This window comes from Rhizobium sp. BK098 (assembly GCF_014193155.1).
In the GTDB taxonomy this organism is placed as follows: Bacteria; Pseudomonadota; Alphaproteobacteria; order Rhizobiales; family Rhizobiaceae; genus Rhizobium.
This window is the reverse complement of the sequence record NZ_JACHYY010000002.1, coordinates 120295-145822: the sequence shown is the minus strand read 5'-3', so window position 1 is coordinate 145822 and position 25528 is coordinate 120295. Positions and strand designations below refer to the sequence as shown.

The following is a 25528-nucleotide window of genomic DNA, read 5'->3' as shown; positions in this document are numbered from 1 at the left end:
TATTTGTCTGATCGACATGCCGCGGGGCTTTACACCAGCGGCATGTATATCTATGTCACCAGCACTCTTTGAATTGGATGACCGCTGTCTTGAGCGGTGAACTGAAGAAGTGGGATTATGCGAGCCGAAATCGAGAAAGTAGTCGATGAAACCAAGCAGGCTATCACCCTGCTGAGGAGGCATCTTTGACTGGGACCAGGCGGTAAGACGACTGGACTGGTTGAATAACAAGTCAGAGGATCCGACCCTCTGGAACGACGCTTCTGAGGCGCAGAAGCTCATGCGCGAGCGCCAGCAGCTTGACGACGGCATCAGTGGCGTGCGCGCGCTGGAGCAGCAGCTTGCCGACAATGTCGAGCTGATCGAGCTTGGCGAAGAAGAGGGCGACGCCGATGTCGTCCGCGAGGCTGAAGAAGCGCTCAAGGGCTTGAAGGCGGAAGCCGCCCGCCGGCAGGTGGAAGCCATGCTGTCGGGCGAGGCTGACTCGAACGATACCTACCTCGAAGTCCATTCCGGCGCCGGCGGCACCGAGAGCCAGGACTGGGCGAACATGCTCCTGCGCATGTATACCCGCTGGGCCGAACGCCAGCGCTTCAAGGTGGAGCTGCTGGAAGTCCATGACGGCGAAGAAGCCGGCATCAAGTCTGCAACGCTGCTCGTCAAAGGCCACAATGCCTATGGCTGGCTGAAGACCGAATCGGGCGTGCATCGCCTCGTGCGCATTTCGCCATATGACAGCAATGCGCGCCGTCACACGTCATTCTCATCGATCTGGGTCTACCCGGTCGTCGACGACTCGATCCAGATCGAGATCAACGAAAGCGATTGCCGCATCGATACCTACCGCTCGTCGGGCGCCGGCGGTCAGCACGTCAACACGACCGATTCGGCCGTGCGTATCACGCACATCCCGACCGGGATTGTCGTGCAGTGCCAGCAGGAACGCTCGCAGCACAAGAATCGCGCCAAGGCGTGGGACATGCTGCGTGCCCGCATGTACGAAGCTGAGTTGATGAAGCGGGAAGAGGCGGCCAATGCCGAAGCCGCCTCCAAGACGGATATCGGCTGGGGTCATCAGATCCGTTCCTACGTCCTGCAGCCTTACCAGCTGGTGAAGGATCTGCGCACCGGCGTTTCCAGCACGGCGCCGAGCGACGTTCTGGACGGGGATCTCAATGAGTTCATGGAAGCAGCCCTAGCGCATCGCATCAGCGGTGCTGCCGATGCCGTCGTCGACGACGTCGAATAAGGTCGCATCCTTTCATGCATAGAAAAGCCCCGGAGACGGGGCTTTTTTCATGGTGCTTCTGGCCGGCTGCTTCCGGTCTCTTGGGCCTGATGCAGATAGCTGGGTCAATCCGAAAACTGTTCCGCCAGGATCCTGTCCGACCATGATCTGTCCGGATCGGAGAGGATGCGAGCCGTCGTATCCTCGCTCTGGCGGATCTGAATGCCGAGAACCGATTTGACTTCGGTATTGTCTGCGGCGGCATTGACGGGGCGCTTCTCTGCCTCAAGCACGGTGATGTCGACCGTCACTCTGTTGGGAAGGAGCGCGCCGCGCCAGCGGCGAGGGCGGAAGGCGCTGACGGGCGTCATGGCAAGCAGCGGCGCTTCCAGCGGCAGGATCGGGCCATGGGCGGAAAGATTGTAAGCGGTGGAGCCCGCCGGCGTCGTCACCATCAGCCCGTCGCAGATCAGTTCCGGCAGGCGGACCCGCCCGTCGATCTCCACCTTAAGCTTTGCCGTCTGATAGGATTGACGAAACAGCGACACTTCATTGATGGCGAGCGCGACGCAGGAGCTGCCGTCGGCATTGCGTGTGGTCATCTGCAGGGGGTGAAACGCGTTTTCAACGGCTGCTTCGATGCGCTCAGCCAAACCGTCCGTGCGGTAGTCGTTCATCAGGAAGCCGATGGAGCCGCGATTCATCCCATAGACGCGTTTGCCGGTATTCATCGTCTTGTGCAGCGTCTGCAGCATGAAACCATCGCCGCCGAGAGCCACGACAATATCCGCATCTTCCTGCGATGTCTGGCCGTAGAGGCCAATAAGCTCTTCCTGCGCCGCTTGAGCCTCTGGCGCGGTGGAGGCGAGAAAACAAACGGATTGAAGATTGCGCGACATGCAATGTCCCCTGAATAGCGATTCTTCGTAATGTTATTCCCTTGTCGCGACAAGACGTTTCGCGCGAACTGGTGAATCGGTCGATCCCCAGCTTTAACGTGGATCGACCGATTTTCCCTTTACAGGATTTCAAAGTCTGTTATTTGGCATGCCTATACGCCCTTGTAGCTCAGTTGGTAGAGCACCTGATTTGTAATCAGGGGGTCGCGGGTTCGAACCCTGCCGGGGGCACCATTTTTTTCCTGAATATTGTCGATCGTTTCATCTCCGGTATGGAAAACCGGCGACAACGACATAATATCTCGTTGCTAACGGGCTCCGAACGCTCGTAACAGTCATCAATCCTATATTCGTGTGCCTGGAACCCTATGCCGAGCAAGCCCAAGAAGCCTAAACTCGAACACTCCGAGCTTTCGGGTGAATTCACCGACGATGGCGTGACCGTCCTGGTCGATATCTTTCGCCCGGCCGGCACCAATGCCGACTGGCGGATGGAGGTAATCACGCCGGAAGAGGATCTGATCGAATGGGAAGAGCCCTTCGCGACCGATCGCGAGGCATTCGACGAGTTCCTGGCGACGATCGCCCGCGATGGCATCAGGTCGTTCTTCGATGAAGCGGACCCTATGGTTCACTGAGCCTGCCGATAGGTCTTGGTGAGCGCATCAAATCGCCCCCGGTTCTTCATGCATCCATTCGCCTGCCTGCTCGGGATTGCAGATGCATTTACAACGCCAGAAATCGGCATACACTTCATCCGTCAATGGTGGAGAGGATACGTCCATGCGCGGGATATCGCGGCATGCCGCCTTGGGATTGCCGGTTGTCGTGATCACGGCGTTTACAGGCGCATCAGTGTTAGCTGGTGGAAACTGCTACTGTAAAAATGCGGATGGAAAGCAGCATGCGGTCGGCGAGGTCGCCTGTATGACCGTCGGGGGGCGGAGCTACCTCGCGCAATGCGAGATGAACCTCAATGTCACCTCCTGGGCGAAGCTGCAGGACGGCTGCCCGGTTACCGAGAGGGTGCTTTGGCGCCAATCGGCCTGGCATCGGGCGCCGATGATCGTGCGATGAGCATTACGCGCTTGATTTAGCGCTCGCGGTGAGCGTGCTTCGATATGCTTCAACCAACCTATTTGCGGACCAGCAGCAACGGCTCGCCTTCCTCTTCCTCGGACTTCTGGAAACTGCCGTCGGGCTTCATATCAAAAGAGAGCGAGGAGCCATCGCTGCCCAGCATGACAAGTCCGAACCCTTCTGTCGCCCACAGGGAAAGCTTGAGGTCGGCGACTTCGCCGGCGCAGTTGCCGCTGGATGACATCTTGGCGGTGCCGTCCTGATCCTTGTCGGTTGTGAGCGTGATATCGCAGATGGGCTTGCCGTCCGGCGTCTGGATGCGCCACGTGCCTGCAAGGCTTTCGGTAGTCGGCACGTGATCGACAACGCCGAGCGCCGGCAGCAGCCAGGTCCGATCGCCGCCTTCGCTTTCCCACGGCGAGCCTTCCTCCTGCTGGAAGCGCATGAGCGGCTTGCCCCCACCGTCCGTGATCGCCAGCGCGCCATCATCGGTGAAATTCCAGATCTTGGCGGCGGTAAGGGCGGGGAGCGGCGTCGCACATGCATCCGCCCCTGTAATCTCGTAGCCGCCAGAGACCGTATTCGTCCCGAAGGTGAGGCGGCAGCCCTTGGCGCCGCTTTCAGGCGCAACCAGCCAGACGCCTGCTTGCGCCTGGATCATTTCGTCATCGGCGGCGCGCGCCGGCTGGACTATGGCCAAAGCAAGGGCGGCGGCAACCGCCGCAGGACCAAGAAGACGGATCAAAGCAAATTCTCCCAACGTGCTGCGGCCGCCAAGGGCGCCACTATGATTTGAGATAGGACCGCGTCGCATATAGCGCGATCGCGGCAGCATTCGAGACATTGAGCGACTTGATGGCGCCCGGCATATCGAGCCGAGCGAGCGCATTCACCGTCTCCCGTGTCTTCTGGCGCAGGCCCTTGCCCTCGGAGCCGAGCACGAGGGCGATCTTGTCGCCGCTGAAGGTGCCTTCCAGCGGTGCCGGACCTTCCGAATCAAGCCCGATGGTCGTGAAGCCGAGCCGGTGCAGCTCGCCGAGTGCGTCGGCGAGATTGGTGATCTGTATATAAGGTATGAGTTCCAGCGCGCCCGAGGCCGATTTTGCCATCACGCCTGATTCGGTCGGGCTGTGGCGTTGTGTCGTGATGACGGCGCCCGCATCGAAAGCGACGGCCGAGCGCATGATGGCGCCGACATTGTGCGGGTCCGTCACCTGATCGAGGACCAGTAGCAACGGGCTGTCCTTCAATGCCTCGAGACGGCGCACGGGCAGGGGGCGCGTTTCCAGCATGACGCCTTGGTGAATCGCTTCCGGGCCGAGCACCTTATCGATATCCTGCGGCGAGACGATCTCGACGGGAATGCCGAGTTGGTCGGCCGGGCCGACCTCAAGCCGCACCAGCGCATTCTGCGTCGTCGACAGCTTGATGTTCTTGCGCTCGGGATTGGCAAGCGCCGCGCGGACCGTATGGAGGCCATAGAGAAAGACCTGGTCGGGTGCGAGCGCCGGCGGCTTCCAATCGTCCGCACCAGTCTTCTTGCGCTTCTGCGGCGTCGGCGTCGGGATTTCGCCGCGCTCGCGCTTGGCATCGCGATGCGCGCGACGCAGGGTGGCGTAATGCGTGTCCTTGGCCGACTTGTCGTCGGAGGTGCTGTCTGGGCCGGCGCGGCCGGAAATTTTATCTTTGCTCATGCGGCTTTATAACCAGCGCGTCCGCAAGCGCCTAGCCTCTTTCAGTGCCGGGCTTTTCCCACAGGCTGAAATTTTTTTGTCATTTTTGGCAATTCCTTGTGTTGACAGACGGAAGTGGTCCGGCCATATACGCGGCGCAGATCACGGCGGCGACGCCACGGTCTGACAAGCTTGGTCGCAAGATCCAGTCGGAATACTGGAGGGATGCCCGAGTGGTTAAAGGGGACGGACTGTAAATCCGTTGGCTCAGCCTACGTTGGTTCAAATCCAACTCCCTCCACCATTCCGTGCCGGATCTTGACCATCCCGCGGGTATAGCTCAATGGTAGAGCAGCAGCCTTCCAAGCTGAATACGCGGGTTCGATTCCCGCTACCCGCTCCAAGAATTTCAGTTTGTTAGCATCTTCATCGTTCTTCGTTAAAGCGAAGAGGATATTGTGCCTTGCATGCTTGTCGGTCCTGATGGCGGCTTCGGTCTCGGCGTGTTGGCTTCTGCCTTTGCATATTTGACATGAAGGGTTGCTTATATTTGCGCGAGCGATACATATTGCTCAGGCAACCGAAACGGGAGAGCGCAAATGGGTATCTTCGACAAGATCAAGGGTGCAATCTGGGGACAGGCAAAGGCTGCCGAGGCTGCTCCGGCACCGACGACGACAGCCGCAACTGCCAATCCGGCGCCTGCGCCGACGCCAGCTCCTTCAGCGACGACGGCAGCAACCTCGCCTGCTACCAGCGCACCGTCCGCGCCGGTGGATATCGCCTCCATCCTCGATGCTGCTGTCAAGAAAAGCGGCCAGAAGCTCGACTGGAAACATTCGATCGTCGACCTGATGAAGGCGCTTGGCATGGATGCGAGCCTTTCCGAGCGCAAGGAACTGGCGCAGGAGCTTGGCTATACCGGTGATGCTGGCGATTCCGCCAAGATGAACATGTTCCTCCACAAGGCTCTTCTGAAGAAGCTTGCGGACAATGGCGGCAAGGTGCCGGCTGATCTTCTCGACTGATCGCTGCAAAGCTTCGGCGTCTCCGATCGGCTGCGTCGAATGATGCATCGTGACAAGCGACGATTGATTGTGGTTTGATAATTCTGCGCCCTTTCCTGCCGGGAGAGGGCGCTTTGCGTTCGAGATCGTACGAATGCCTACCCCTCTAGCGGCACTGGATTTCTTCGCCGTGTCTCCCTATGTAAGCGCCTGAACCGGCAAATGCTTTTTTGTCTTTCCGGATCGGCCGGCGAACCTTACGCGGCGAAGGAATGTTGATGGCTTGAGATCATCCGCCATCGGCCAGGCTTCGCCCGGAATAGGGCCTGCAATTAAGTCTTGCGCAAATGCGATGAAAGCCTTAAACGGCGGCACTAAACCGGTTCGCCGGGGTCACTCATTACGTTCACAGGAAGCATTCAAATGGCAAAGAGTAAGTTTGAGCGCAATAAGCCGCACGTTAACATCGGTACGATCGGTCACGTTGACCACGGCAAGACGTCCTTGACGGCAGCGATCACGAAGTACTTCGGCGAGTTCAAGGCGTACGACCAGATCGACGCGGCTCCGGAAGAGAAGGCTCGTGGTATCACGATCTCGACGGCCCACGTTGAATACGAGACGCCGAACCGTCACTATGCGCACGTTGACTGCCCCGGCCACGCCGACTACGTCAAGAACATGATCACGGGTGCCGCTCAGATGGACGGCGCGATCCTGGTTTGCTCTGCCGCCGACGGCCCGATGCCGCAGACGCGCGAGCACATCCTGCTCGCTCGCCAGGTTGGCGTTCCGGCGATCGTCGTGTTCCTGAACAAGGTCGACCAGGTTGACGACGCCGAGCTTCTCGAGCTCGTCGAGCTTGAAGTTCGCGAACTTCTGTCGTCCTACGACTTCCCGGGCGACGATATCCCGGTCGTCAAGGGTTCGGCGCTTGCAGCCCTTGAAGATTCGGACAAGAAGATCGGCGAAGATGCGATCCGCGAGCTGATGGCTCAGGTTGACGCCTACATCCCGACGCCTGAGCGTCCGATCGACCAGCCGTTCCTGATGCCGATCGAAGACGTGTTCTCGATCTCCGGCCGTGGTACGGTTGTGACGGGCCGCGTCGAGCGCGGTATCGTCAAGGTTGGTGAAGAAGTCGAGATCGTCGGCATCCGTCCGACGTCGAAGACGACGGTGACCGGCGTTGAAATGTTCCGCAAGCTGCTCGACCAGGGCCAGGCCGGCGACAACATCGGCGCGCTGGTTCGCGGTGTTAACCGTGACGGCGTCGAGCGTGGTCAGATCCTGTGCAAGCCGGGTTCGGTGAAGCCGCACAAGAAGTTCATGGCTGAAGCCTACATCCTGACGAAGGAAGAAGGCGGCCGTCATACGCCGTTCTTCACGAACTACCGTCCGCAGTTCTACTTCCGTACGACTGACGTGACGGGCATCGTGACGCTTCCGGAAGGCACGGAAATGGTTATGCCTGGCGACAACGTCACGGTTGCCGTTGAGCTGATCGTTCCGATCGCGATGGAAGAAAAGCTTCGCTTCGCAATCCGCGAAGGCGGCCGTACCGTCGGCGCTGGCATCGTTGCATCCATCGTCGAGTAATCTTCGGATTATTCCTTTATAAGAGGCCCCGCTGGAAACAGCGGGGCCTTTTCGCATTCGGAGGTATTGCATGAGCCTGATCATTCTGACCGGGGCTTGGGGCTCGGGAAAGACCGCGATCGCGCAGGCGATCGCCAAGGACCATGCCTATACATCAGCCGTCCATCATTTCGACAGTATCGGCGTGCCGTCGCTTGACGCCATGATCCGCGATCACGGTTCGCCCGAGGGCTGGCAGCGGGATAAGACCCTGGAATGGCTGGCGCGGCTTGCGCCACAGGTGCGGAAAGGTAGGGCCACTCTTCTCGAGGGGCAGATGCGGCCATCCTTCATCAAGGAGGCAGCGGCCGCCGCCGATATCGATGACTATCGCCTCATATTGGTCGATTGCGATGATGCAACGAGGACACATCGTTTGTCCGTCGAGCGAGGCCAGCCGGAACTTGCCGATGCGAATATGATGAACTGGGCCGCCTACCTGCGCCGCGAAGCTCAGACAAATGGCTGCGAGATCCTGGACACGAGCAATCTTTCGATCGGGCAAAGCGCGGATGTCGTGCTGAAATAGCTGTTCCGGTAGCCCCAAACCCTTCATCACCGAGTGGTGACGTGATCCCAGTTGCCATTGGCCTCTTGGGCAAGTCGGCCGTCTCGATTCCCTTATTTTGCCGAGAAAGCGTCAGCTCACCAAGCCGTGTCTTGCGAAATGGAAGCAAGGGCCTATGTATCGCTCGATTTTATCTGGAGGAGATTTCATGAAGAAACGTATTTTGTTCACGGGCGGCAGCGGCAAGGCTGGACGTCACACGGTTCCTTGGCTGGTCAATGCCGGCTATGAGGTCCACAATGTCGATCTCGTGCCACTGAACAGCCCTGGCGTCACCAACCTGCAGGCCGATGTCACCGATGCGGGACAGGTCTATAATGTCCTTAGCATGCACCGCGATTTTCCGGATCTCGATCAAGGCAAGGGTGTGCAGCCTTTCGACGCTGTGGTGCATTTCGCCGCTATTCCCCGAATCCTGATCAAGCCCGACAACGAGACATTCCGCGTCAACACGATGAGCACCTACAATGTCATCGAGGCGGCCGCGAAGCTTGGCGTCAAGAAGATCATTGTCGCCTCCAGCGAGACGACCTATGGCGTCTGCTTTGCCGAAGGCCATCGCGACTTCCATCAGTTCCCGCTGGAAGAAGACTATGATGTCAACCCGATGGATTCCTACGGTCTGTCCAAGGTCGTGAATGAGAAGACGGCTCGGGCTTTCGCCGAGCGTTTCGGCATCGACATCTATGCGCTGCGCATCGGCAACGTCATCGAGCCGCATGAATATGAGCGGTTCCCCGAGTTTTTCGCCAACAGCGAAATCCGCAAGCGCATCGCCTGGAGCTATATCGACGCCCGCGACCTCGGCCAGATCGTCCATCTCTGCATCGAGAAGAGCGGCCTCGGCTTCCAGGTGTTCAATGCCGCCAACGACACGGTATCGGCCAATACGCCATCGCGAGAGCTGGCCGCCAAGCACTTTCCGAACGTCCCGTTCACGCGCGAGATCGGCGAATATGAGGGCTTGCTGTCTAATCGCAAGATCCGCGAGGTCCTAGGCTTCAAGGAGGAGCACGACTGGCGGAAATATGTGAAGGTCTGAGGCGTACAGCCTGAGAAGTACCCCGGGCGCCGCTCTCTGGCGCGCCCGGGAGAGGGGCAAGCGGAAATCTCTCCATTTGTTACGCAGCATAACCAAAAATGCTTCCGCAAACACTCGACAAATATCCTTGTTTCTTTAAGTAGGATCAGGTTCGCGGCATCTCCCGTAGATTGCAGCGCGTCGTGCGGCGTATTCGGGCACATGTGTTGAACCCTCATCCCGCAGCCGATAGGCTTCATGCGATGAATTGAGCCTTGCTTGCGTCACGGCGAAAGATAATTTGCCGGCTGATTCAAAACAAACCAGCCGTTTCGGAGGTATCATGAAGGATAATGTTGCACGTATTTTCGTCGGGTTCGATTCCAAGGAGGTCGTGGCTTACCACGTCCTGACCCAGAGCATCATCGAGCGCTCGTCTATTCCGGTGGTGTTCTCGCCGATCGTGCTCAATAATCTCGAGGGCATCTTCACGCGCGAGCGCAACCCGCTGCAGTCGACCGAGTTTTCCTTCTCGCGCTTCCTCGTGCCTTACCTCAGCGATTACCAGGGCTGGAGCATCTTCATGGATTGCGACATGCTCGCCCGCGCCGATATTGCCGAGCTTTGGGCGCTGCGTGACGATCGCTACGCCGCCATGTGCGTCAAGCACGATTACCAGCCGAAGATCGAGACCAAATTCCTCGGGCAGACGCAGACGAAGTATGAAAAGAAGAACTGGTCGAGCATGATCCTGTTCAACAATGCCAAGTGCACGGCTTTGTCGAAGGATTTCGTCAATACGGCAACGGGCCTTCAGCTTCATCAGTTCAAGTGGCTGGAGAACGACGATCAGATCGGCGAGGTGCCGGTCGTCTGGAACTATCTCGTCAACGAATATGATTACCGCGACGATGCCAAGCTGGTGCATTTCACCGATGGCGGCCCCTATTTCGATGAATATCGCAACGACGATTACGCTGAAGAATGGTTCGCCATGCGTGACCGGATGCTGCACGTCCAACAGAAATGAAGGAATTAGACCAAAGAGCGTCAGGTGCCGTTGATGTCGGTCTTCCGGCTGCGGGTTCCGCAGCCGGCCTGAATAGCACCGACGAATGGCACAGGGTGCTGGCGGCTTTCTCACATATCGTGCTGGTAGCCAACAGCGACGCGGTCGATATCGCAAGCCTGCAGACGCAGTTTCCTGAGACGGCGCTCTTCGTCTTCTTCAACAAGGTCTACAAGGTTCTGGATCGCCCGTTCCATGGGCACTCGCTGCTAGTCTCGCGCGGCCAGCCGCGCGGCGCCAACATCGTCTATCGCGGCGAGGTGGGCGAAGTGGTCAAATTCTTTCCGAAGGAATATTTCCTCGGCATCATGAACATACGCCTCGGTCTGGAAGAGAAGCTCAATCCGGTCGCCGACTTCCAGGGCGCGCCGACCGGCCACCTCGACCTCGTGGGCTTCTGCTCGGATTTCTATACGGAAGGCAAGACGCCGACGAGCGGCTTTGCCATGGCGCTTTGGCTCAGCGATCTGAAATTGCCCGGCGCGATCGTGCTTGCCGGCTTCTCGGCCAGGCGCAGTCAGAAGTGGAGGGTGGTTTCCGCCCATGACTGGAGCTTCGAGCAGACCTTTCTTCGTCTCTTTGCCCGCCTTGGAAAGATCACCATCCATGGCGGGGTCGCGCTGAACCCCTATATCAGCCTTGCCCAGCGCTTCACGGAGGTGCCTCCGGCCGAAATTGCTTTGGCCGCAGCCGAAGTTTTGTCGGAGCGGCTCGGCAATACCGATGCTGAAATAGACAAGCTGATCTCCCTGACCAATGTGATTCGCTCGGCGGATAACTTCATGCGCCGCCTCCGGCCGAAATTTCTCAAGCGCAAGCCGAAAGGTTCTCCCGGAGAGTAGTGAGGGTGAGGGGCATCCTTTCCGTAGCGTTCGCGGCGGCTTTGCCTGTCCGCAGGGGCTGTCCCATGTGAAGTTGCAGGTCCGATTGGGAAAAAGCAAAAAACGCTCTTGCCAATCGTTTCATCCCGCCTTAAAGGGAGCGCCAAGTCTTCGAACTGCTCAAGCGGTCCACCGCTTGAAGTGAATATTCGAAGGAAGAAGGGGTATAGCTCAGTTGGTAGAGCGGCGGTCTCCAAAACCGCAGGTCGTAGGTTCGAGCCCTGCTGCCCCTGCCATTCTCCTTGATTTGACTGGCGCGTCGTTTCGCAGCTTCTCTGGTTGAGGGTTATGCCGGATTGTCGGCAAATTTTAGAAAGCACCGTATTGCCTCTTGTTAAATTGGGAATCGGTGTTTATGTAGAGTTCAACAGACACGCGGTGCGTGGGGCTGATAGTTTCAGCTTTACGCGCCGTAATTGCGTGGGCAGTCAATGGCATCCAAAACGAATCCACTAGCGTTTCTGCGGCAGGTGCGCTCCGAGACGTCGAAAATCACTTGGCCCTCGCGTCGCGAGACGATGATCTCGACGGTGATGGTGCTCGTCATGGTCGTTTTCGCCTCGCTGTTTTTCTTTGCTGCCGACCAGCTTATTGGCTGGATTCTCAGCTATGTGCTGAATACCGGCAACTGATATCGGGTGGAGATGAACATGGCGGCACGTTGGTACATCGTCCACGCTTATTCTAATTTCGAAAAGAAGGTGGCTGAATCCATTGAGGAGAAGGCCAGGCAGAAGGGTCTCGAGCATCTGTTCGAAAAGATTCTTGTGCCAACCGAAAAGGTTGTTGAAGTTCGTCGCGGCCGCAAGGTTGATAGCGAGCGCAAGTTCTTCCCGGGTTACGTGCTTGTGCGCGCCAACCTGACGGATGAAGCTTACCACCTGATCAAGAATACGCCGAAGGTCACTGGTTTCCTCGGCTCCGACAATAAGCCCGTTCCGATTCCGGATTATGAAGCCGAGCGTATTCTCGGTCAGGTCCAGGAAGGCGTCGAGCGGCCGAAGGCTTCCGTATCCTTCGAGATCGGCGAGCAGGTCCGCGTCTCCGATGGCCCGTTCGCTTCGTTCAACGGCACGGTTCAGGATGTGGACGAAGAGCGTTCGCGCCTGAAGGTGGAAGTGTCGATTTTCGGCCGTGCTACGCCGGTCGAGCTGGAATACAGCCAGGTCGAGAAGGTCTGATTGCGATTTCTACGAAAGGTTGGCCTGGCGGCTAGCCTTTCGTTCGAGTTTGGATATAAGCAAATGCTTGCTTATATCTCGCGGCCAAGCCGCAATCCGCGTGGAAGGGTAGGGTCTTAGCCGGGCCTGGTGATCCGCACCACGCAACCGCAGCCGCCGGAGCGATCCGGCATAGTGGGCCGGGCGACCGGTCATATAGAAAGGCAGAGAGAAATGGCTAAGAAAGTTGCAGGCCAGCTCAAGCTGCAGGTCAAGGCCGGCTCGGCGAATCCGTCGCCGCCGATCGGTCCTGCGCTTGGTCAGCGTGGCATTAACATTATGGAATTCTGCAAGGCGTTCAATGCCGCCACGCAGGAAATGGAAAAGGGTATGCCGATCCCGGTCGTCATCACCTACTACCAGGACAAGTCCTTCACCTTCATCATGAAGCAGCCGCCGGTCAGCTACTTCCTGAAGAAGGAAGCCAAGATCCAGTCCGGTTCGAAGACCCCGGGTAAGGGTTCCAAGGCTGGTTCGCTCACCAAGGCTCAGATCAAGTCGATCGCCGAAGCCAAGATGAAGGACCTGAATGCGGCCGATATCGAAGGCGCAATGGCCATGATCGAGGGCTCTGCCCGCGCGATGGGCCTGGAAGTGGTGGGCTAAGATCATGGTAGCAAAGCGTATTCAGAAGATTCGTGAAGGCGTTGATCCGACCAAGCTTTATGCTCTGGATCTGGCCATCAACATGGTCAAGGAACGTGCCGTCGCCAAGTTCGACGAAACCGTCGAAATCTCGATGAACCTCGGCGTTGACCCGCGTCACGCCGACCAGATGGTTCGCGGCGTTGTTAACCTGCCGAACGGCACCGGCCGTACGGTTCGCGTTGCCGTCTTCGCTCGCGGCGCCAAGGCTGATGAAGCCAAGGCTGCTGGCGCAGACGTCGTCGGTGCTGAAGACCTGGTTGAAATCGTTCAGGGCGGCAAGATCGATTTCGATCGCTGCATCGCCACCCCGGACATGATGCCGCTCGTCGGCCGTCTCGGTAAGGTTCTCGGCCCGCGCGGCATGATGCCGAACCCGAAGGTTGGCACTGTTACGATGGACGTCAAGGGTGCCGTCGAAGCTTCCAAGGGCGGCGCTGTCGAGTTCCGCGTCGAGAAGGCTGGCATCGTCCATGCCGGTATCGGCAAGGCTTCGTTCGACGCCAAGGCTCTGGAAGAAAACATCCGCGCATTCGCTGATGCGGTCATCAAGGCGAAGCCGGCTGGTGCCAAGGGCAACTATGTCAAGCGCGTAGCGATCTCCTCGACCATGGGTCCGGGTGTCAAGATCGAGCCGTCGACGGTTACGGCGCCGAGCGCCTAATGATTATGCCGGGCGTTGTGCCCGGCGTTTAAGAATTCCCGGCCCTTCGGGGCCGGGATTTCCGGAGAAATCCGGAATTCCTGTCCGAGATTGCAGGTGGTTATCCCTTAATCACTCAAGCCTGCATGAGACGGGTAAGACCCGAATTTTGAAGAAGCTTTGCTTCGATGAACTCGGTTCGAGCCTTGGATGCCTTGTGCCTTGGAGCCGTCAGGCTCGAGCGCGAGGGGACAGGATCCTCAAGCGTCGCTTGGGATCTCATTGATCCCAGGAGGCAAAAGGCAACCCGGCAGGCCCGTTAATCCGGTCCTGTCAACTGGAGAAAAGCAGTGGAAAGAGCGGAAAAACGCGAATTCGTCACGGAACTGAACGAAGTCTTCAAGGCTTCTGGTTCGGTTGTCGTGGCCCACTATGCTGGTGCTACAGTCGCTCAGATGAACGATTTTCGTTCCAAGATGCGCGCTGCTGGCGGCACCGTCAAAGTCGCGAAGAACCGCCTGGCCAAAATTGCTCTTCAGGGCACGGATGCGGAAGGGATTTCCAATCTCTTCACCGGTCAGACGCTGATCGCATACAGCACTGATCCGATTACCGCTCCGAAGGTCGTCGTGGATTTCGCCAAGGGCAACGACAAGATCGTTGTCTTGGGCGGCGCCATGGGAACAACAACGCTCAACGCCGAAGGTGTAAAGTCGCTCGCGACCCTGCCTTCGCTGGACGAGCTGCGCGCGAAGCTGCTGGGCATGATCCAGACTCCGGCTACCCGCATCGCAGGTGTTGTTGCAGCGCCGGCAAGTCAGCTTGCTCGCGTGTTCTCGGCCTACGCCAAGAAGGACGAAGCCGCGTAAGGCGGTTTTTCGCTGTTCATAACCAACCAGTTCGAACCGAACAAAAGGAACTACAAAAATGGCTGATCTCGCAAAGATCGTAGACGACCTCTCCTCGCTGACCGTTCTCGAAGCCGCAGAACTGTCCAAGCTTCTCGAAGAAAAGTGGGGCGTTTCCGCCGCTGCTCCGGTAGCTGTTGCTGCCGTTGCCGGTGGTGCTGGCGGCGCTGCTGCAGCTGCTGAAGAAGAAAAGACCGAGTTCGACGTCATCCTCACGGATGCCGGCGCGAACAAGATCAACGTCATCAAGGAAGTCCGCGCCATCACCGGCCTGGGCCTCAAGGAAGCCAAGGATCTCGTTGAAGCCGCTCCGAAGGCTGTCAAGGAAGCTGTTTCCAAGGCTGAAGCTGCTGACATCAAGAAGAAGCTCGAAGACGCCGGCGCTAAGGTCGACGTTAAGTAAGCTTGAAACTGCTTTGGGAGGTGGCTTTTTGCTACCTCCCATTTGCCGTTTTTCTGAACGAATTACCCAAAAGCCGCGGGCAAAACGGCTTTTGGGTAATGGGTTCTTCAAGAGGATGGTCTCAAACCGAACCGCGACGCAATCCGGCTGAGCGGTTTTCGGTTAGATAGACGAGATTGAACTACTCATTGATTGATGGGGTCGCCTGGCCAGCGATTCCCGTCCGTTGCAGGCCCGGGTGCAGGATTTTAAAGGAGCGACGATGGCTCAGACCCTTTCGTTCAACGGTCGCAGGCGCGTACGCAAGTTTTTTGGTAAGATTCCCGAAGTCGCAGAGATGCCGAACCTCATCGAGGTTCAAAAGGCGTCCTACGATCAGTTTCTCATGGTCGAAGAACCCAAGGGCGGCCGCCCGGACGAAGGTCTTCAGGCCGTCTTCAAGTCGGTTTTCCCGATCACCGACTTCTCCGGCGCTTCTATGCTGGAGTTCGTTTCCTATGAATTCGAGCCGCCGAAGTTCGACGTCGACGAGTGCCGCCAGCGCGACCTGACCTATGCAGCGCCGCTGAAGGTGACCCTCCGTCTGATCGTGTTCGATATCGACGAGGATACGGGCGCGAAGTCCATCAAGGACATCAAGGAACAAAGCGTCTACATGGGCGACATGCCGCTCATGACGAACAACGGTACGTTCATCGTGAACGGCACCGAGCGCGTGATTGTGTCGCAGATGCACCGTTCACCGGGCGTCTTCTTCGATCACGACAAGGGCAAGAGCCATTCTTCCGGCAAGCTGCTCTTTGCCGCTCGCGTCATTCCGTATCGCGGTTCCTGGCTTGACATCGAATTCGACGCCAAGGACATCGTCTACGCCCGTATCGACCGTCGCCGCAAGATTCCGGTGACGTCGCTGCTGATGGCACTCGGCATGGACGGCGAAGAAATCCTGTCGACGTTCTACACGAAGTCGCTTTATGAGCGCTCCGGCGATGGCTGGCGCATCCCCTTCAAGGCGGAAACGCTGAAGGGCGCCAAGACCGTTACAGACATGATCGACGCCGACACCGGCGAAGTCGTGGTCGAAGGCGGCAAGAAGCTCACGCCGCGCCTGCTGCGTCAGTTGCAGGACAAGGGTCTCAAGGCTCTGAAGGCGACCGACGAAGAGCTGTACGGCCTGTTCCTGGCGGAAGACATCGTCAACTTCCAGACCGGCGAGATCTATCTCGAAGCCGGCGACGAAATCGACGAGAAGACCCTGCCTGTTATCCTGAAGGCCGGCTTCGACGAGATCCCGATCCTCGGCATCGACCACATCAATGTCGGCGCCTACATCCGTAATACGCTGTCGGCTGACAAGAACGAGAACCGCCAGGACGCTCTGTTCGACATCTACCGCGTCATGCGTCCGGGTGAGCCACCGACCATGGAATCGGCCGAAGCCATGTTCAACTCGCTGTTCTTCGATGCGGAGCGTTACGATCTCTCCGCCGTCGGCCGCGTGAAGATGAACATGCGCCTCGACCTCGATGTCGAAGACACCGTTCGCATCCTGCGCAAGGACGACATCTTGGCCGTAGTCAAGATGCTTGTCGAGCTGCGTGACGGCAAGGGCGAGATCGACGACATCGACAACCTCGGCAACCGCCGCGTCCGTTCGGTCGGCGAGCTGATGGAAAATCAGTATCGTCTGGGTCTGCTGCGCATGGAGCGTGCGATCAAGGAACGTATGTCCTCGATCGAAATCGACACCGTCATGCCGCAGGACTTGATCAACGCAAAGCCGGCTGCTGCTGCCGTCCGCGAATTCTTCGGCTCCTCGCAGCTGTCGCAGTTCATGGACCAGGTGAACCCGCTTTCGGAAATCACCCACAAGCGCCGTCTTTCGGCTCTCGGTCCGGGCGGTCTGACCCGCGAGCGCGCCGGCTTCGAAGTCCGTGACGTTCATCCGACGCACTACGGTCGTATTTGCCCGATCGAAACGCCGGAAGGTCCGAACATCGGTCTTATCAACTCGCTGGCGACCTTTGCCCGCGTCAACAAGTACGGCTTCATCGAAAGCCCTTATCGGCGTATCATCGACGGTAAGGTGACCAACGACGTGCTCTACCTCTCCGCCATGGAAGAGGCGAAGTACTACGTTGCTCAGGCCAATGCCGAGCTCGACGCCGACGGCTCCTTCATCGAGGAATTCGTCGTTTGCCGTCATGCCGGCGAAGTCATGCTCGCTCCGCGCGACAACATCAACCTGATGGACGTCTCGCCGAAGCAGCTGGTTTCGGTCGCTGCCGCTCTGATCCCGTTCCTGGAAAACGACGACGCCAACCGCGCTCTCATGGGCTCGAACATGCAGCGTCAGGCCGTGCCGCTTCTGCGTGCCGAAGCTCCGTTCGTCGGCACCGGCATGGAGCCGGTTGTCGCGCGTGACTCCGGTGCTGCCATCGGCGCCCGCCGCGGCGGCGTGGTCGACCAGGTCGACGCAACGCGTATCGTTATCCGCGCCACCGAAGACCTCGATCCGTCGAAGTCCGGCGTCGATATCTACCGCCTGATGAAGTTCCAGCGTTCGAACCAGAACACCTGCGTCAACCAGCGTCCGCTGGTCACCGTCGGTGACGTGGTCAACAAGGGCGACATCCTGGCAGACGGTCCGTCGACCGACCTCGGCGATCTGGCTCTTGGCCGCAACGTGCTCGTCGCGTTCATGCCGTGGAACGGCTATAACTACGAAGACTCGATCCTGCTCTCCGAGCGTATCGTTGCCGACGACGTGTTCACCTCCATCCACATCGAAGAATTCGAGGTGATGGCGCGCGACACCAAGCTCGGTCCGGAAGAAATCACCCGCGACATTCCGAACGTTTCGGAAGAAGCGCTGAAGAACCTGGACGAAGCCGGCATCGTTTACATCGGCGCCGAAGTTCAGCCGGGCGATATCCTCGTCGGCAAGATCACGCCGAAGGGTGAAAGCCCGATGACGCCGGAAGAAAAGCTCCTGCGCGCCATTTTCGGTGAAAAGGCATCGGACGTTCGCGATACCTCCATGCGCATGCCGCCCGGCACCTACGGTACGGTCGTCGAAGTTCGCGTCTTCAACCGTCACGGCGTCGAAAAGGACGAACGTGCCATGGCGATCGAGCGCGAAGAGATCGAACGCCTTGCCAAGGACCGCGACGACGAACAGGCGATCCTCGACCGTAACGTCTACGGCCGTCTGGTCGAGATGCTGCGCGGTCAGGTTGCTCTTGCTGGTCCGAAGGGCTTCAAGAAGGGCACGGAACTGTCGAACGCCGTCGTTTCCGAGTATCCGCGTTCGCAGTGGTGGATGTTTGCCGTCGAGGACGAAAAGGTCCAGAGCGAGCTCGAAGCCCTGCGTGGCCAGTACGACGAATCCAAGTCGCGTCTCGAACAGCGCTTCATGGACAAGGTCGAAAAGGTCCAGCGCGGCGACGAAATGCCTCCGGGCGTCATGAAGATGGTCAAGGTCTTCGTCGCTGTGAAGCGCAAGATCCAGCCGGGCGACAAGATGGCAGGCCGTCACGGGAACAAGGGCGTGGTCTCACGCATTGTTCCGGTCGAGGACATGCCGTTCCTGGAAGACGGTACGCATGTCGATATCGTGCTGAACCCGCTGGGCGTTCCCTCGCGTATGAACGTCGGTCAGATTCTCGAAACGCACCTTGGCTGGGCTTGCGCCGGCATGGGTCGTCAGATCGGCGAACTGATCGAAGCCTACAAGGCGAGCGGCAACATCGAACCTCTGCGCAAGACGATCGATCTGGTCGTTGGCGACGGTCCGAAGAGCGACGACGTTCACGAGTATGACGATGCGTCGGTGCTGCGTCTGGCCGATCAATGGAAGCGTGGTGTGTCCATCGCGACCCCGGTCTTCGACGGCGCTGGCGAAGCTGACGTCAACCACATGCTGGCAATGGCGGGTCTCAAGCAGACCGGTCAGTCGACGCTGTACGACGGTCGTACCGGCGAGCAGTTCGACCGCCAGGTCACGGTTGGCTACATCTACATGCTGAAGCTGAACCACCTTGTCGACGACAAGATCCACGCCCGTTCGATCGGTCCGTACTCGCTCGTTACCCAGCAGCCGCTGGGCGGTAAGGCGCAGTTCGGCGGCCAGCGCTTCGGCGAAATGGAAGTCTGGGCGCTCGAAGCTTACGGTGCAGCCTACACGCTGCAGGAAATGCTCACGGTCAAGTCGGACGACGTGGCCGGCCGCACCAAGGTCTACGAAGCCATCGTTCGTGGCGACGACACCTTCGAGGCGGGCATTCCGGAAAGCTTCAACGTTCTCGTCAAGGAAATGCGCTCGCTGGGCCTCAGCGTCGAACTGGAAAACTCCAAGGTCGACGATCTGCAGACGGCAAGCCAGCTTCCGGACGCAGCCGAGTAATAGCCTGCGGGTGCGCGCTGCCAGTCAGCGCGCACCGCTTGGAATATTGCAGCGCCGTTGGCGTCCCTTCGGATGCATGGCGCCGCAAGGCGGTTTTAAAGCGTCAGTCCGGTTCCCGGGATTTGCCGGCACTGTTCGCAATTCGAGGGCGTTTCGCCCCTAAAGGAGATAGGCATGAACCAAGAGGTCATGAATCTTTTCAATCCGCAGGTGCCTGCGCAGAATTTCGATTCCATCCGGATTTCGATTGCGTCGCCGGAGAAGATTCTTTCCTGGTCTTATGGCGAGATCAAGAAGCCGGAAACGATCAACTATCGTACGTTCAAGCCGGAACGCGATGGTCTTTTCTGCGCACGAATCTTTGGACCGATCAAGGACTACGAATGCTTGTGCGGCAAGTACAAGCGCATGAAGTACAAGGGCATCATCTGCGAAAAGTGCGGCGTCGAAGTCACGCTGTCGCGCGTTCGCCGTGAGCGCATGGGCCATATCGAGCTCGCCGCTCCCGTTGCCCACATCTGGTTCCTGAAGTCGCTGCCTTCGCGCATTTCGACGCTGCTCGACATGACGCTGAAGGATGTGGAGCGCGTGCTCTACTTCGAAAACTACATCGTCACCGAGCCGGGCCTGACTGCTCTTAAGGAGCACCAGCTTCTCTCGGAAGAAGAGTATATGCTCGCAGTCGACGAATATGGCGAAGACCAGTTCACCGCCATGATCGGCGCTGAAGCGATCTACGAGATGCTGGCCAGCATGAACCTCGAAAAGATCGCCGGCGACCTGCGTTCCGAGCTTGCCGACACCACGTCGGATCTCAAGCAGAAGAAGCTGATGAAGCGCCTGAAGATCGTCGAGAACTTCATGGAGTCAGGCAACCGTCCGGAATGGATGATCATGAAGGTCGTCCCGGTCATCCCGCCGGACCTGCGCCCGCTGGTTCCGCTGGATGGCGGCCGTTTCGCGACATCGGATCTGAACGATCTGTATCGCCGCGTCATCAACCGTAACAACCGTCTGAAGCGCCTCATCGAACTGCGCGCTCCGGGCATCATCATCCGCAACGAAAAGCGCATGCTGCAGGAATCTGTCGATGCGCTGTTCGACAACGGCCGTCGTGGCCGCGTCATCACCGGCGCCAACAAGCGTCCGTTGAAGTCGCTGTCCGACATGCTCAAGGGCAAGCAGGGCCGCTTCCGCCAGAACCTGCTTGGCAAGCGCGTCGACTATTCCGGCCGTTCGGTTATCGTGACCGGTCCGGAACTCAAGCTGCACCAGTGCGGTCTGCCGAAGAAGATGGCGCTCGAGCTGTTCAAGCCGTTCATCTATGCCCGCCTCGACGCGAAGGGTTACTCCTCGACCGTCAAGCAGGCCAAGAAGCTGGTCGAAAAGGAAAAGCCGGAAGTCTGGGATATCCTGGACGAGGTCATCCGCGAGCATCCGGTTCTCCTGAACCGCGCACCGACGCTGCACCGCCTGGGCATCCAGGCCTTCGAACCCACTCTGGTCGAAGGCAAGGCCATCCAGCTGCACCCGCTCGTCTGCACGGCCTTCAATGCCGACTTCGACGGTGACCAGATGGCCGTTCACGTGCCGCTCTCGCTGGAAGCCCAGCTGGAAGCCCGCGTGCTGATGATGTCGACCAACAACATTCTGCACCCGGCAAACGGCGCGCCGATCATCGTTCCCTCGCAGGACATGGTTCTCGGCCTGTACTATCTGTCGATCCTGAACCAGAACGAACCGGGCGAAGGCATGGCCTTCTCGGATCTCGGTGAGCTGCATCACGCGCTTGAAAACAAGGTCGTGACGCTGCACTCGAAGATCCGTGGCCGCTTCAAGTCGATCGGCGAAGATGGCAAGCCCTATTCGAAGATCTATGAAACGACCCCCGGCCGTCTGCTGATCGGTGAACTCCTGCCGAAGCATGGCAAGGTGACCTTCGACATCTGCAACCAGGAAATGACCAAGAAGAACATCTCCAAGATGATCGACACGGTCTACCGCCATTGCGGCCAGAAGGACACGGTCATTTTCTGCGACCGCATCATGCAGCTCGGCTTCTCGCATGCCTGCCGCGCCGGCATTTCGTTCGGCAAGGACGACATGGTCATTCCGGATACCAAGGTTAAGATCGTCGGCGATACTGAAGCGCTCGTGAAGGAATACGAGCAGCAGTACAACGACGGTCTCATCACCCAGGGCGAAAAGTACAACAAGGTTGTCGACGCCTGGGGTAAGGCCACGGAGAAGGTCGCCGAAGAAATGATGGCCCGCATTAAGGCCGTTGAATTCGACGAGAAGACCGGTCGCCAGAAGCCGATGAACTCGATCTACATGATGAGCCACTCTGGTGCCCGTGGTTCGCCGAACCAGATGCGCCAGCTGGGCGGCATGCGCGGCCTCATGGCCAAGCCGTCGGGCGAAATCATCGAGACGCCGATCATCTCGAACTTCAAGGAAGGCCTAACCGTTAACGAGTACTTCAACTCGACGCACGGTGCCCGTAAGGGTCTGGCCGACACCGCCTTGAAGACCGCGAACTCCGGTTACCTGACCCGCCGTCTCGTCGACGTCGCGCAGGATTGCATCGTCACGCACGTCGATTGCGGTACCGAAAACGGCCTCACCATGACCGCCATCGTCGATGCCGGTCAGGTCGTCGCCTCGCTCGGCGCCCGCATCCTCGGCCGTACGGCCCTGGACGACATCGATCATCCGGTCACGGGTGAGCGCATCGTCGACGCCGGCAAGATGATCCTGGAACCGGATGTCATCGAGATCGAGAAGGCTGGTATCCAGTCGATCCGCATCCGTTCGGCCCTGACCTGCGAAATCCAGACGGGCGTATGCTCGGTCTGCTACGGTCGTGACCTTGCTCGCGGTACGCCTGTCAACATCGGCGAAGCTGTCGGCGTCATCGCCGCTCAGTCGATCGGTGAGCCGGGCACCCAGCTGACCATGCGTACCTTCCACTTGGGCGGCACGGCGACCGTGGTCGACCAGTCGTTCCTGGAAGCTTCGTATGAAGGCACGGTTCAGATCAAGAACCGCAACATGTTGCGCAACTCCGACGGCAACCTGGTTGCCATGGGCCGCAACATGACGGTCCAGATCCTGGACGAACGTGGTGTCGAACGCTCCTCGCAGCGCGTCGCTTATGGCTCGAAGCTGTATGTCGACGACGGCGACAAGGTGAAGCGCGGTCAGCGTCTGGCGGAGTGGGACCCCTATACCCGTCCGATGATGACGGAAGTAGCCGGTACGGTTCACTTCGAAGATGTCGTCGACGGTCTCTCGGTTCTCGAAGCGACGGACGAATCCACCGGTATCACCAAGCGTCAGGTTATCGACTGGCGCTCGACGCCGCGCGGCTCCGATCTGAAGCCGGCGATCGTCATCAAGGACGCCAGCGGCAATATTGCCAAGCTGTCGCGTGGTGGCGAAGCCCGCTTCCTTCTCTCGGTCGACGCGATCCTGTCGGTCGAGCCGGGTACGAAGGTGTCGCAGGGTGACGTTCTCGCCCGTTCGCCGCTGGAAAGCGCCAAGACCAAGGACATCACCGGTGGTCTGCCGCGCGTTGCCGAACTGTTCGAAGCTCGTCGTCCGAAGGACCACGCCATCATCGCAGAGATCGATGGTACGATCCGCCTCGGCCGCGACTACAAGAACAAGCGTCGCGTCATCATCGAGCCGGCGGAAGACGGTGTCGAGCCGGTCGAATACCTGATCCCGAAGGGCAAGCCCTTCCACCTTCAGGAAGGCGACTATATCGAAAAGGGTGATTACATCCTCGACGGTAACCCGGCTCCGCACGACATCCTGGCGATCAAGGGCGTGGAAGCTCTGGCTTCCTACCTGGTCAACGAAATCCAGGAAGTCTACCGCTTGCAGGGCGTTGTCATCAACGACAAGCACATCGAAGTGATTGTCCGTCAGATGCTGCAGAAGGTGGAAATCACCGATGCGGGCGACAGCCAGTACATCGTCGGCGACAACGTCGACCGTATCGAGCTGGACGACAACAATGATCGCCTGATCGAAGAAGGCAAGAAGCCTGCTTATGGCGATCCGGTTCTGCTTGGGATCACCAAGGCATCGCTGCAGACGCCGTCCTTCATCTCGGCCGCATCCTTCCAGGAAACGACGAAGGTGCTCACCGAAGCTGCAATCGCCGGTAAGACCGACGGTCTGCAGGGCCTGAAGGAAAACGTCATCGTCGGCCGCCTCATCCCGGCCGGTACGGGCGGTACCATGACGCAGATCCGCCGTATCGCTACGGCTCGCGACGAACTCATCCTCGAAGAGCGCCGCAAGGGCACGGATGCCGGCGTCGCAACGCCGATGCTGCAGGATCTCGCCAGCGAGAACAGCCCGGCTGAATAAGTCGGTAGCGAATGTGAAAAATCAAAACCGCCCGGAGCGATCCGGGCGGTTTCTTTTTACGCGATGATAAAATCGATGAGGCGAGGGGAGGCCGCCTCCGCTGGCGGTCGGCCAATCAGCGGAAGCGGATGATCGCGACTTCACCTTCGAGCGCGCCTTGGTAGGCGGAGGCATGCGGCTCTTCGTCCGGTATATCCGTCAGGAGCCCGATCTGGTCGAGATCGGCCTCGATGAAGCCTTCCTCGGCCAACGCGTTCAGCGCCTCGCGCACAGCGGTATCGTCGTCAGGCGCTTTCAGCATGACATGCAAGTCGATGCCTTCGCCGCCATCGGTCTCGTAGCCCTTGCCGATGATGATGAAGACCATGGGACCGTCTGAATTGTTGTCGTTGTCTGGCGCAGTAATCATGGATCTTCCTTCGGGAGTATCGAATCGACCCGGCGATTCCTTTTTGCCGCGCGGGTCCGTCGGATGAAAATATTCTTCCGTGATTCCTTATAGGGATTTTGTCGAAATACCAAAGTCCATCTTGCGGAAGGGGCGGCATTTCCGTATCCAATGCGCCAAATGGCTGGTTTGGCCGGGGTTTCCGGGCTTTATGACAAAGATAATTTCTTAACCGGCCTTGACGAACCGGCGGGAAACCAGTAGTACCGCCGCCATCGGAACCCATGTGAGGCATGGCTATTCGGGGCGACGCGCCCTGGAGTTCACCTCAAACAAGGTTCTAAACGCACGTTGAAGACACGAATGCTGCACGCACGACGCCACTTTTGGTGTCCTCTGCTTTTCTGTGGTCCATCTGCGAGAGCGGATCGGGCCACGTTTTGCGCATTGAGACGAACGTGTGTCGGTGCCGGTGACGGCGAAAGTCATGCCCGTAAGGGTGTCGAGATAGATTTACAAGGGATGGTTGAATGCCTACCGTAAACCAGCTGATCCGCAAGCCTCGCCAGGCGCAGGTAAAGCGTAACAAGGTTCCCGCTCTTCAGGAGAACCCGCAAAAGCGCGGCGTTTGCACCCGCGTCTACACCACGACGCCGAAGAAGCCGAACTCGGCTCTGCGTAAGGTCGCAAAGATCCGCCTGACCAACGGCTTCGAAGTCATTGGTTACATCCCCGGTGAAGGTCACAACCTTCAGGAACACTCCGTCGTCATGATCCGTGGCGGCCGCGTTAAGGACCTTCCGGGTGTTCGCTACCACATCATCCGCGGCGTTCTCGATACCCAGGGTGTCAAGAACCGCAAGCAGCGCCGTTCGAAGTACGGTGCAAAGCGTCCGAAGTAATTCGGATTTTTAGATATTCCGGCGCTGCGCGAGGTTCTCCGCGTGGTGAAGCGTCGCAAAAGTTGAGAGACGAGAAGTTATATGTCCAGACGTCACAGAGCAGAAAAGCGCGAGATCAACCCGGACCCGAAGTTCGGCGATCTGGTCGTAACCAAGTTCATGAATGCCATCATGCTCGACGGCAAGAAGTCCGTAGCTGAAAACATCGTATATGGCGCGTTTGACGCCGTGCAGGGCAAGGCAAAGCAGGAGCCGCTCGGCGTGTTCCATCAGGCTTTGGATAACATCGCTCCGCACGTTGAAGTCCGCTCGCGCCGCGTTGGTGGTGCTACGTACCAGGTTCCGGTCGATGTGCGTCCTGAGCGCCGTCAGGCTCTGGCCATCCGCTGGCTGATCACCGCTGCTCGCAAGCGTAACGAGACGACCATGGTCGATCGTCTCTGCGGCGAACTTCTCGATGCCTCCAACAACCGCGGCGCTGCCGTCAAGAAGCGCGAAGACACGCACAAGATGGCTGATGCCAACCGTGCGTTCTCGCATTATCGCTGGTAATCCCGAACGGTTTCG

General features: G+C 58.7%; 23 protein-coding genes and 4 tRNA genes. 23 read left to right on the top strand and 4 right to left on the bottom strand.

The features are described 5' to 3' along the window. Positions 1 to 117 precede the first annotated feature (117 nt). Positions 118 to 1249, top strand: a protein-coding gene (prfB, locus tag FHT73_RS05615) for a peptide chain release factor 2 (protein ID WP_112607078.1) whose coding sequence is annotated in 2 segments (ribosomal slippage) — positions 118 to 186 and positions 188 to 1249 — 1131 coding nt in all. Because the reading frame shifts where the segments join, the coding sequence is not laid out codon by codon here. A gap of 104 nt (positions 1250 to 1353) precedes the next feature. On the opposite strand, the gene FHT73_RS05610 is transcribed toward prfB, so the two are convergent. Next, a complete protein-coding gene (locus FHT73_RS05610; protein WP_112410567.1) occupies positions 1354 to 2127 on the bottom strand; it encodes an NAD kinase in 774 nt (257 codons plus the stop codon). A gap of 158 nt (positions 2128 to 2285) precedes the next feature. On the opposite strand from FHT73_RS05610, the gene FHT73_RS05605 reads away from it, so the two are divergent. The 3 genes from FHT73_RS05605 (at position 2286) to FHT73_RS05595 (ending at position 3204) form a co-directional block, all read left to right on the top strand. Further along, positions 2286 to 2361 (top strand) — tRNA-Thr (locus tag FHT73_RS05605). Positions 2362 to 2495: 134 nt separating this feature from the next. Then, positions 2496 to 2765 carry a hypothetical protein gene (locus FHT73_RS05600; RefSeq protein ID WP_069614918.1) on the top strand — a complete coding sequence of 90 codons (270 nt, stop codon included), beginning with the start codon at positions 2496 to 2498 and terminating at the stop codon, positions 2763 to 2765. Between the two features lie 145 nt (positions 2766 to 2910). Beyond that, entirely contained in the window at positions 2911 to 3204 is a 294-nt protein-coding gene (locus FHT73_RS05595; RefSeq protein ID WP_112607076.1) for a hypothetical protein, read from the top strand. A gap of 58 nt (positions 3205 to 3262) precedes the next feature. On the opposite strand, the gene FHT73_RS05590 is transcribed toward FHT73_RS05595, so the two are convergent. Beyond that, complete coding sequence (locus FHT73_RS05590) at positions 3263 to 3952, bottom strand: AprI/Inh family metalloprotease inhibitor (RefSeq protein ID WP_183710282.1); 690 nt, start codon at positions 3950 to 3952, stop codon at positions 3263 to 3265. Positions 3953 to 3992: 40 nt separating this feature from the next. Then, a complete protein-coding gene (rlmB, locus tag FHT73_RS05585) occupies positions 3993 to 4901 on the bottom strand; it encodes a 23S rRNA (guanosine(2251)-2'-O)-methyltransferase RlmB (protein WP_112607072.1) in 909 nt (302 codons plus the stop codon). A 198-nt stretch (positions 4902 to 5099) separates the two neighbouring features. On the opposite strand from rlmB, the gene FHT73_RS05580 reads away from it, so the two are divergent. The 17 genes from FHT73_RS05580 (at position 5100) to rpoC (ending at position 23671) form a co-directional block, all read left to right on the top strand. Next, positions 5100 to 5184: transfer RNA gene (locus FHT73_RS05580), tRNA-Tyr, on the top strand. Positions 5185 to 5209: 25 nt separating this feature from the next. Beyond that, positions 5210 to 5283: transfer RNA gene (locus tag FHT73_RS05575), tRNA-Gly, on the top strand. A 196-nt stretch (positions 5284 to 5479) separates the two neighbouring features. Then, positions 5480 to 5908, top strand: coding sequence for a DUF3597 domain-containing protein (locus FHT73_RS05570; protein WP_112607070.1), 429 nt, complete (start codon positions 5480 to 5482; stop codon positions 5906 to 5908). Positions 5909 to 6310: 402 nt separating this feature from the next. Further along, positions 6311 to 7486, top strand: coding sequence for an elongation factor Tu (gene tuf / locus FHT73_RS05565; RefSeq protein WP_015339584.1), 1176 nt, complete (start codon positions 6311 to 6313; stop codon positions 7484 to 7486). Between the two features lie 70 nt (positions 7487 to 7556). Beyond that, positions 7557 to 8054 (top strand): AAA family ATPase, encoded by a 498-nt coding sequence (locus FHT73_RS05560; RefSeq protein ID WP_183710280.1) that lies wholly within the window; start codon positions 7557 to 7559, stop codon positions 8052 to 8054. 187 nt (positions 8055 to 8241) lie between these two features. Beyond that, a complete protein-coding gene (locus FHT73_RS05555) occupies positions 8242 to 9135 on the top strand; it encodes an NAD(P)-dependent oxidoreductase (protein WP_183710278.1) in 894 nt (297 codons plus the stop codon). Positions 9136 to 9457: 322 nt separating this feature from the next. After that, positions 9458 to 10144 carry a glycosyltransferase gene (locus tag FHT73_RS05550; RefSeq protein ID WP_112337473.1) on the top strand — a complete coding sequence of 229 codons (687 nt, stop codon included), beginning with the start codon at positions 9458 to 9460 and terminating at the stop codon, positions 10142 to 10144. Next, positions 10141 to 11025: a 3-deoxy-manno-octulosonate cytidylyltransferase gene (locus FHT73_RS05545; RefSeq protein WP_183710276.1), complete on the top strand. Its 885-nt coding sequence runs from the start codon at positions 10141 to 10143 to the stop codon at positions 11023 to 11025. Before FHT73_RS05550 ends, FHT73_RS05545 begins: the two co-directional genes overlap by 4 nt. Before the next feature lie 199 nt (positions 11026 to 11224). Next, positions 11225 to 11300: transfer RNA gene (locus FHT73_RS05540), tRNA-Trp, on the top strand. Positions 11301 to 11495: 195 nt separating this feature from the next. Beyond that, positions 11496 to 11696, top strand: a complete 201-nt coding sequence (gene secE / locus FHT73_RS05535) for a preprotein translocase subunit SecE (RefSeq protein WP_069614841.1) — start codon at positions 11496 to 11498, stop codon at positions 11694 to 11696. Between the two features lie 18 nt (positions 11697 to 11714). Continuing rightward, complete coding sequence (gene nusG, locus FHT73_RS05530; protein WP_004123460.1) at positions 11715 to 12245, top strand: transcription termination/antitermination protein NusG; 531 nt, start codon at positions 11715 to 11717, stop codon at positions 12243 to 12245. 213 nt (positions 12246 to 12458) lie between these two features. Continuing rightward, positions 12459 to 12890, top strand: coding sequence for a 50S ribosomal protein L11 (gene rplK, locus FHT73_RS05525; protein ID WP_112337471.1), 432 nt, complete (start codon positions 12459 to 12461; stop codon positions 12888 to 12890). 4 nt (positions 12891 to 12894) lie between these two features. Further along, positions 12895 to 13593: a 50S ribosomal protein L1 gene (gene rplA, locus FHT73_RS05520; RefSeq protein WP_069614843.1), complete on the top strand. Its 699-nt coding sequence runs from the start codon at positions 12895 to 12897 to the stop codon at positions 13591 to 13593. Between the two features lie 329 nt (positions 13594 to 13922). Further along, positions 13923 to 14441 (top strand): 50S ribosomal protein L10, encoded by a 519-nt coding sequence (rplJ, locus tag FHT73_RS05515; RefSeq protein ID WP_004123444.1) that lies wholly within the window; start codon positions 13923 to 13925, stop codon positions 14439 to 14441. A 58-nt stretch (positions 14442 to 14499) separates the two neighbouring features. Further along, a complete protein-coding gene (rplL, locus tag FHT73_RS05510; protein ID WP_112337470.1) occupies positions 14500 to 14883 on the top strand; it encodes a 50S ribosomal protein L7/L12 in 384 nt (127 codons plus the stop codon). A gap of 262 nt (positions 14884 to 15145) precedes the next feature. Then, entirely contained in the window at positions 15146 to 19288 is a 4143-nt protein-coding gene (gene rpoB, locus FHT73_RS05505; RefSeq protein ID WP_112610986.1) for a DNA-directed RNA polymerase subunit beta, read from the top strand. Between the two features lie 174 nt (positions 19289 to 19462). Further along, positions 19463 to 23671 carry a DNA-directed RNA polymerase subunit beta' gene (rpoC, locus tag FHT73_RS05500; RefSeq protein ID WP_015339595.1) on the top strand — a complete coding sequence of 1403 codons (4209 nt, stop codon included), beginning with the start codon at positions 19463 to 19465 and terminating at the stop codon, positions 23669 to 23671. Between the two features lie 115 nt (positions 23672 to 23786). Here rpoC and FHT73_RS05495 read toward each other — a convergent pair whose 3' ends face one another. Then, positions 23787 to 24080 carry a hypothetical protein gene (locus FHT73_RS05495; RefSeq protein WP_004123433.1) on the bottom strand — a complete coding sequence of 98 codons (294 nt, stop codon included), beginning with the start codon at positions 24078 to 24080 and terminating at the stop codon, positions 23787 to 23789. Between the two features lie 509 nt (positions 24081 to 24589). Here FHT73_RS05495 and rpsL point away from each other — a divergent pair. Next, entirely contained in the window at positions 24590 to 24961 is a 372-nt protein-coding gene (gene rpsL / locus FHT73_RS05490; RefSeq protein ID WP_003507760.1) for a 30S ribosomal protein S12, read from the top strand. A gap of 81 nt (positions 24962 to 25042) precedes the next feature. Further along, positions 25043 to 25513: a 30S ribosomal protein S7 gene (rpsG, locus tag FHT73_RS05485; RefSeq protein ID WP_015339596.1), complete on the top strand. Its 471-nt coding sequence runs from the start codon at positions 25043 to 25045 to the stop codon at positions 25511 to 25513. Positions 25514 to 25528 lie beyond the last annotated feature (15 nt).

Excerpts from the sequence above, each read along its gene's own strand:
- FHT73_RS05610 (WP_112410567.1), bottom strand. The coding sequence starts at position 2,127 with ATGTCGCGCAATCTTCAATCCGTTTGTTTTCTCGCCTCCACCGCGCCA.
- FHT73_RS05600 (WP_069614918.1), top strand. The coding sequence starts at position 2,496 with ATGCCGAGCAAGCCCAAGAAGCCTAAACTCGAACACTCCGAGCTTTCG.
- FHT73_RS05595 (WP_112607076.1), top strand. The coding sequence starts at position 2,911 with ATGCGCGGGATATCGCGGCATGCCGCCTTGGGATTGCCGGTTGTCGTG.
- rlmB (WP_112607072.1), bottom strand. The coding sequence starts at position 4,901 with ATGAGCAAAGATAAAATTTCCGGCCGCGCCGGCCCAGACAGCACCTCC.
- FHT73_RS05570 (WP_112607070.1), top strand. The coding sequence starts at position 5,480 with ATGGGTATCTTCGACAAGATCAAGGGTGCAATCTGGGGACAGGCAAAG.
- tuf (WP_015339584.1), top strand. The coding sequence starts at position 6,311 with ATGGCAAAGAGTAAGTTTGAGCGCAATAAGCCGCACGTTAACATCGGT.
- FHT73_RS05560 (WP_183710280.1), top strand. The coding sequence starts at position 7,557 with ATGAGCCTGATCATTCTGACCGGGGCTTGGGGCTCGGGAAAGACCGCG.
- FHT73_RS05555 (WP_183710278.1), top strand. The coding sequence starts at position 8,242 with ATGAAGAAACGTATTTTGTTCACGGGCGGCAGCGGCAAGGCTGGACGT.
- FHT73_RS05550 (WP_112337473.1), top strand. The coding sequence starts at position 9,458 with ATGAAGGATAATGTTGCACGTATTTTCGTCGGGTTCGATTCCAAGGAG.
- FHT73_RS05545 (WP_183710276.1), top strand. The coding sequence starts at position 10,141 with ATGAAGGAATTAGACCAAAGAGCGTCAGGTGCCGTTGATGTCGGTCTT.
- secE (WP_069614841.1), top strand. The coding sequence starts at position 11,496 with ATGGCATCCAAAACGAATCCACTAGCGTTTCTGCGGCAGGTGCGCTCC.
- nusG (WP_004123460.1), top strand. The coding sequence starts at position 11,715 with ATGGCGGCACGTTGGTACATCGTCCACGCTTATTCTAATTTCGAAAAG.
- rplK (WP_112337471.1), top strand. The coding sequence starts at position 12,459 with ATGGCTAAGAAAGTTGCAGGCCAGCTCAAGCTGCAGGTCAAGGCCGGC.
- rplA (WP_069614843.1), top strand. The coding sequence starts at position 12,895 with ATGGTAGCAAAGCGTATTCAGAAGATTCGTGAAGGCGTTGATCCGACC.
- rplL (WP_112337470.1), top strand. The coding sequence starts at position 14,500 with ATGGCTGATCTCGCAAAGATCGTAGACGACCTCTCCTCGCTGACCGTT.
- rpoB (WP_112610986.1), top strand. The coding sequence starts at position 15,146 with ATGGCTCAGACCCTTTCGTTCAACGGTCGCAGGCGCGTACGCAAGTTT.
- rpoC (WP_015339595.1), top strand. The coding sequence starts at position 19,463 with ATGAACCAAGAGGTCATGAATCTTTTCAATCCGCAGGTGCCTGCGCAG.
- FHT73_RS05495 (WP_004123433.1), bottom strand. The coding sequence starts at position 24,080 with ATGATTACTGCGCCAGACAACGACAACAATTCAGACGGTCCCATGGTC.
- rpsL (WP_003507760.1), top strand. The coding sequence starts at position 24,590 with ATGCCTACCGTAAACCAGCTGATCCGCAAGCCTCGCCAGGCGCAGGTA.
- rpsG (WP_015339596.1), top strand. The coding sequence starts at position 25,043 with ATGTCCAGACGTCACAGAGCAGAAAAGCGCGAGATCAACCCGGACCCG.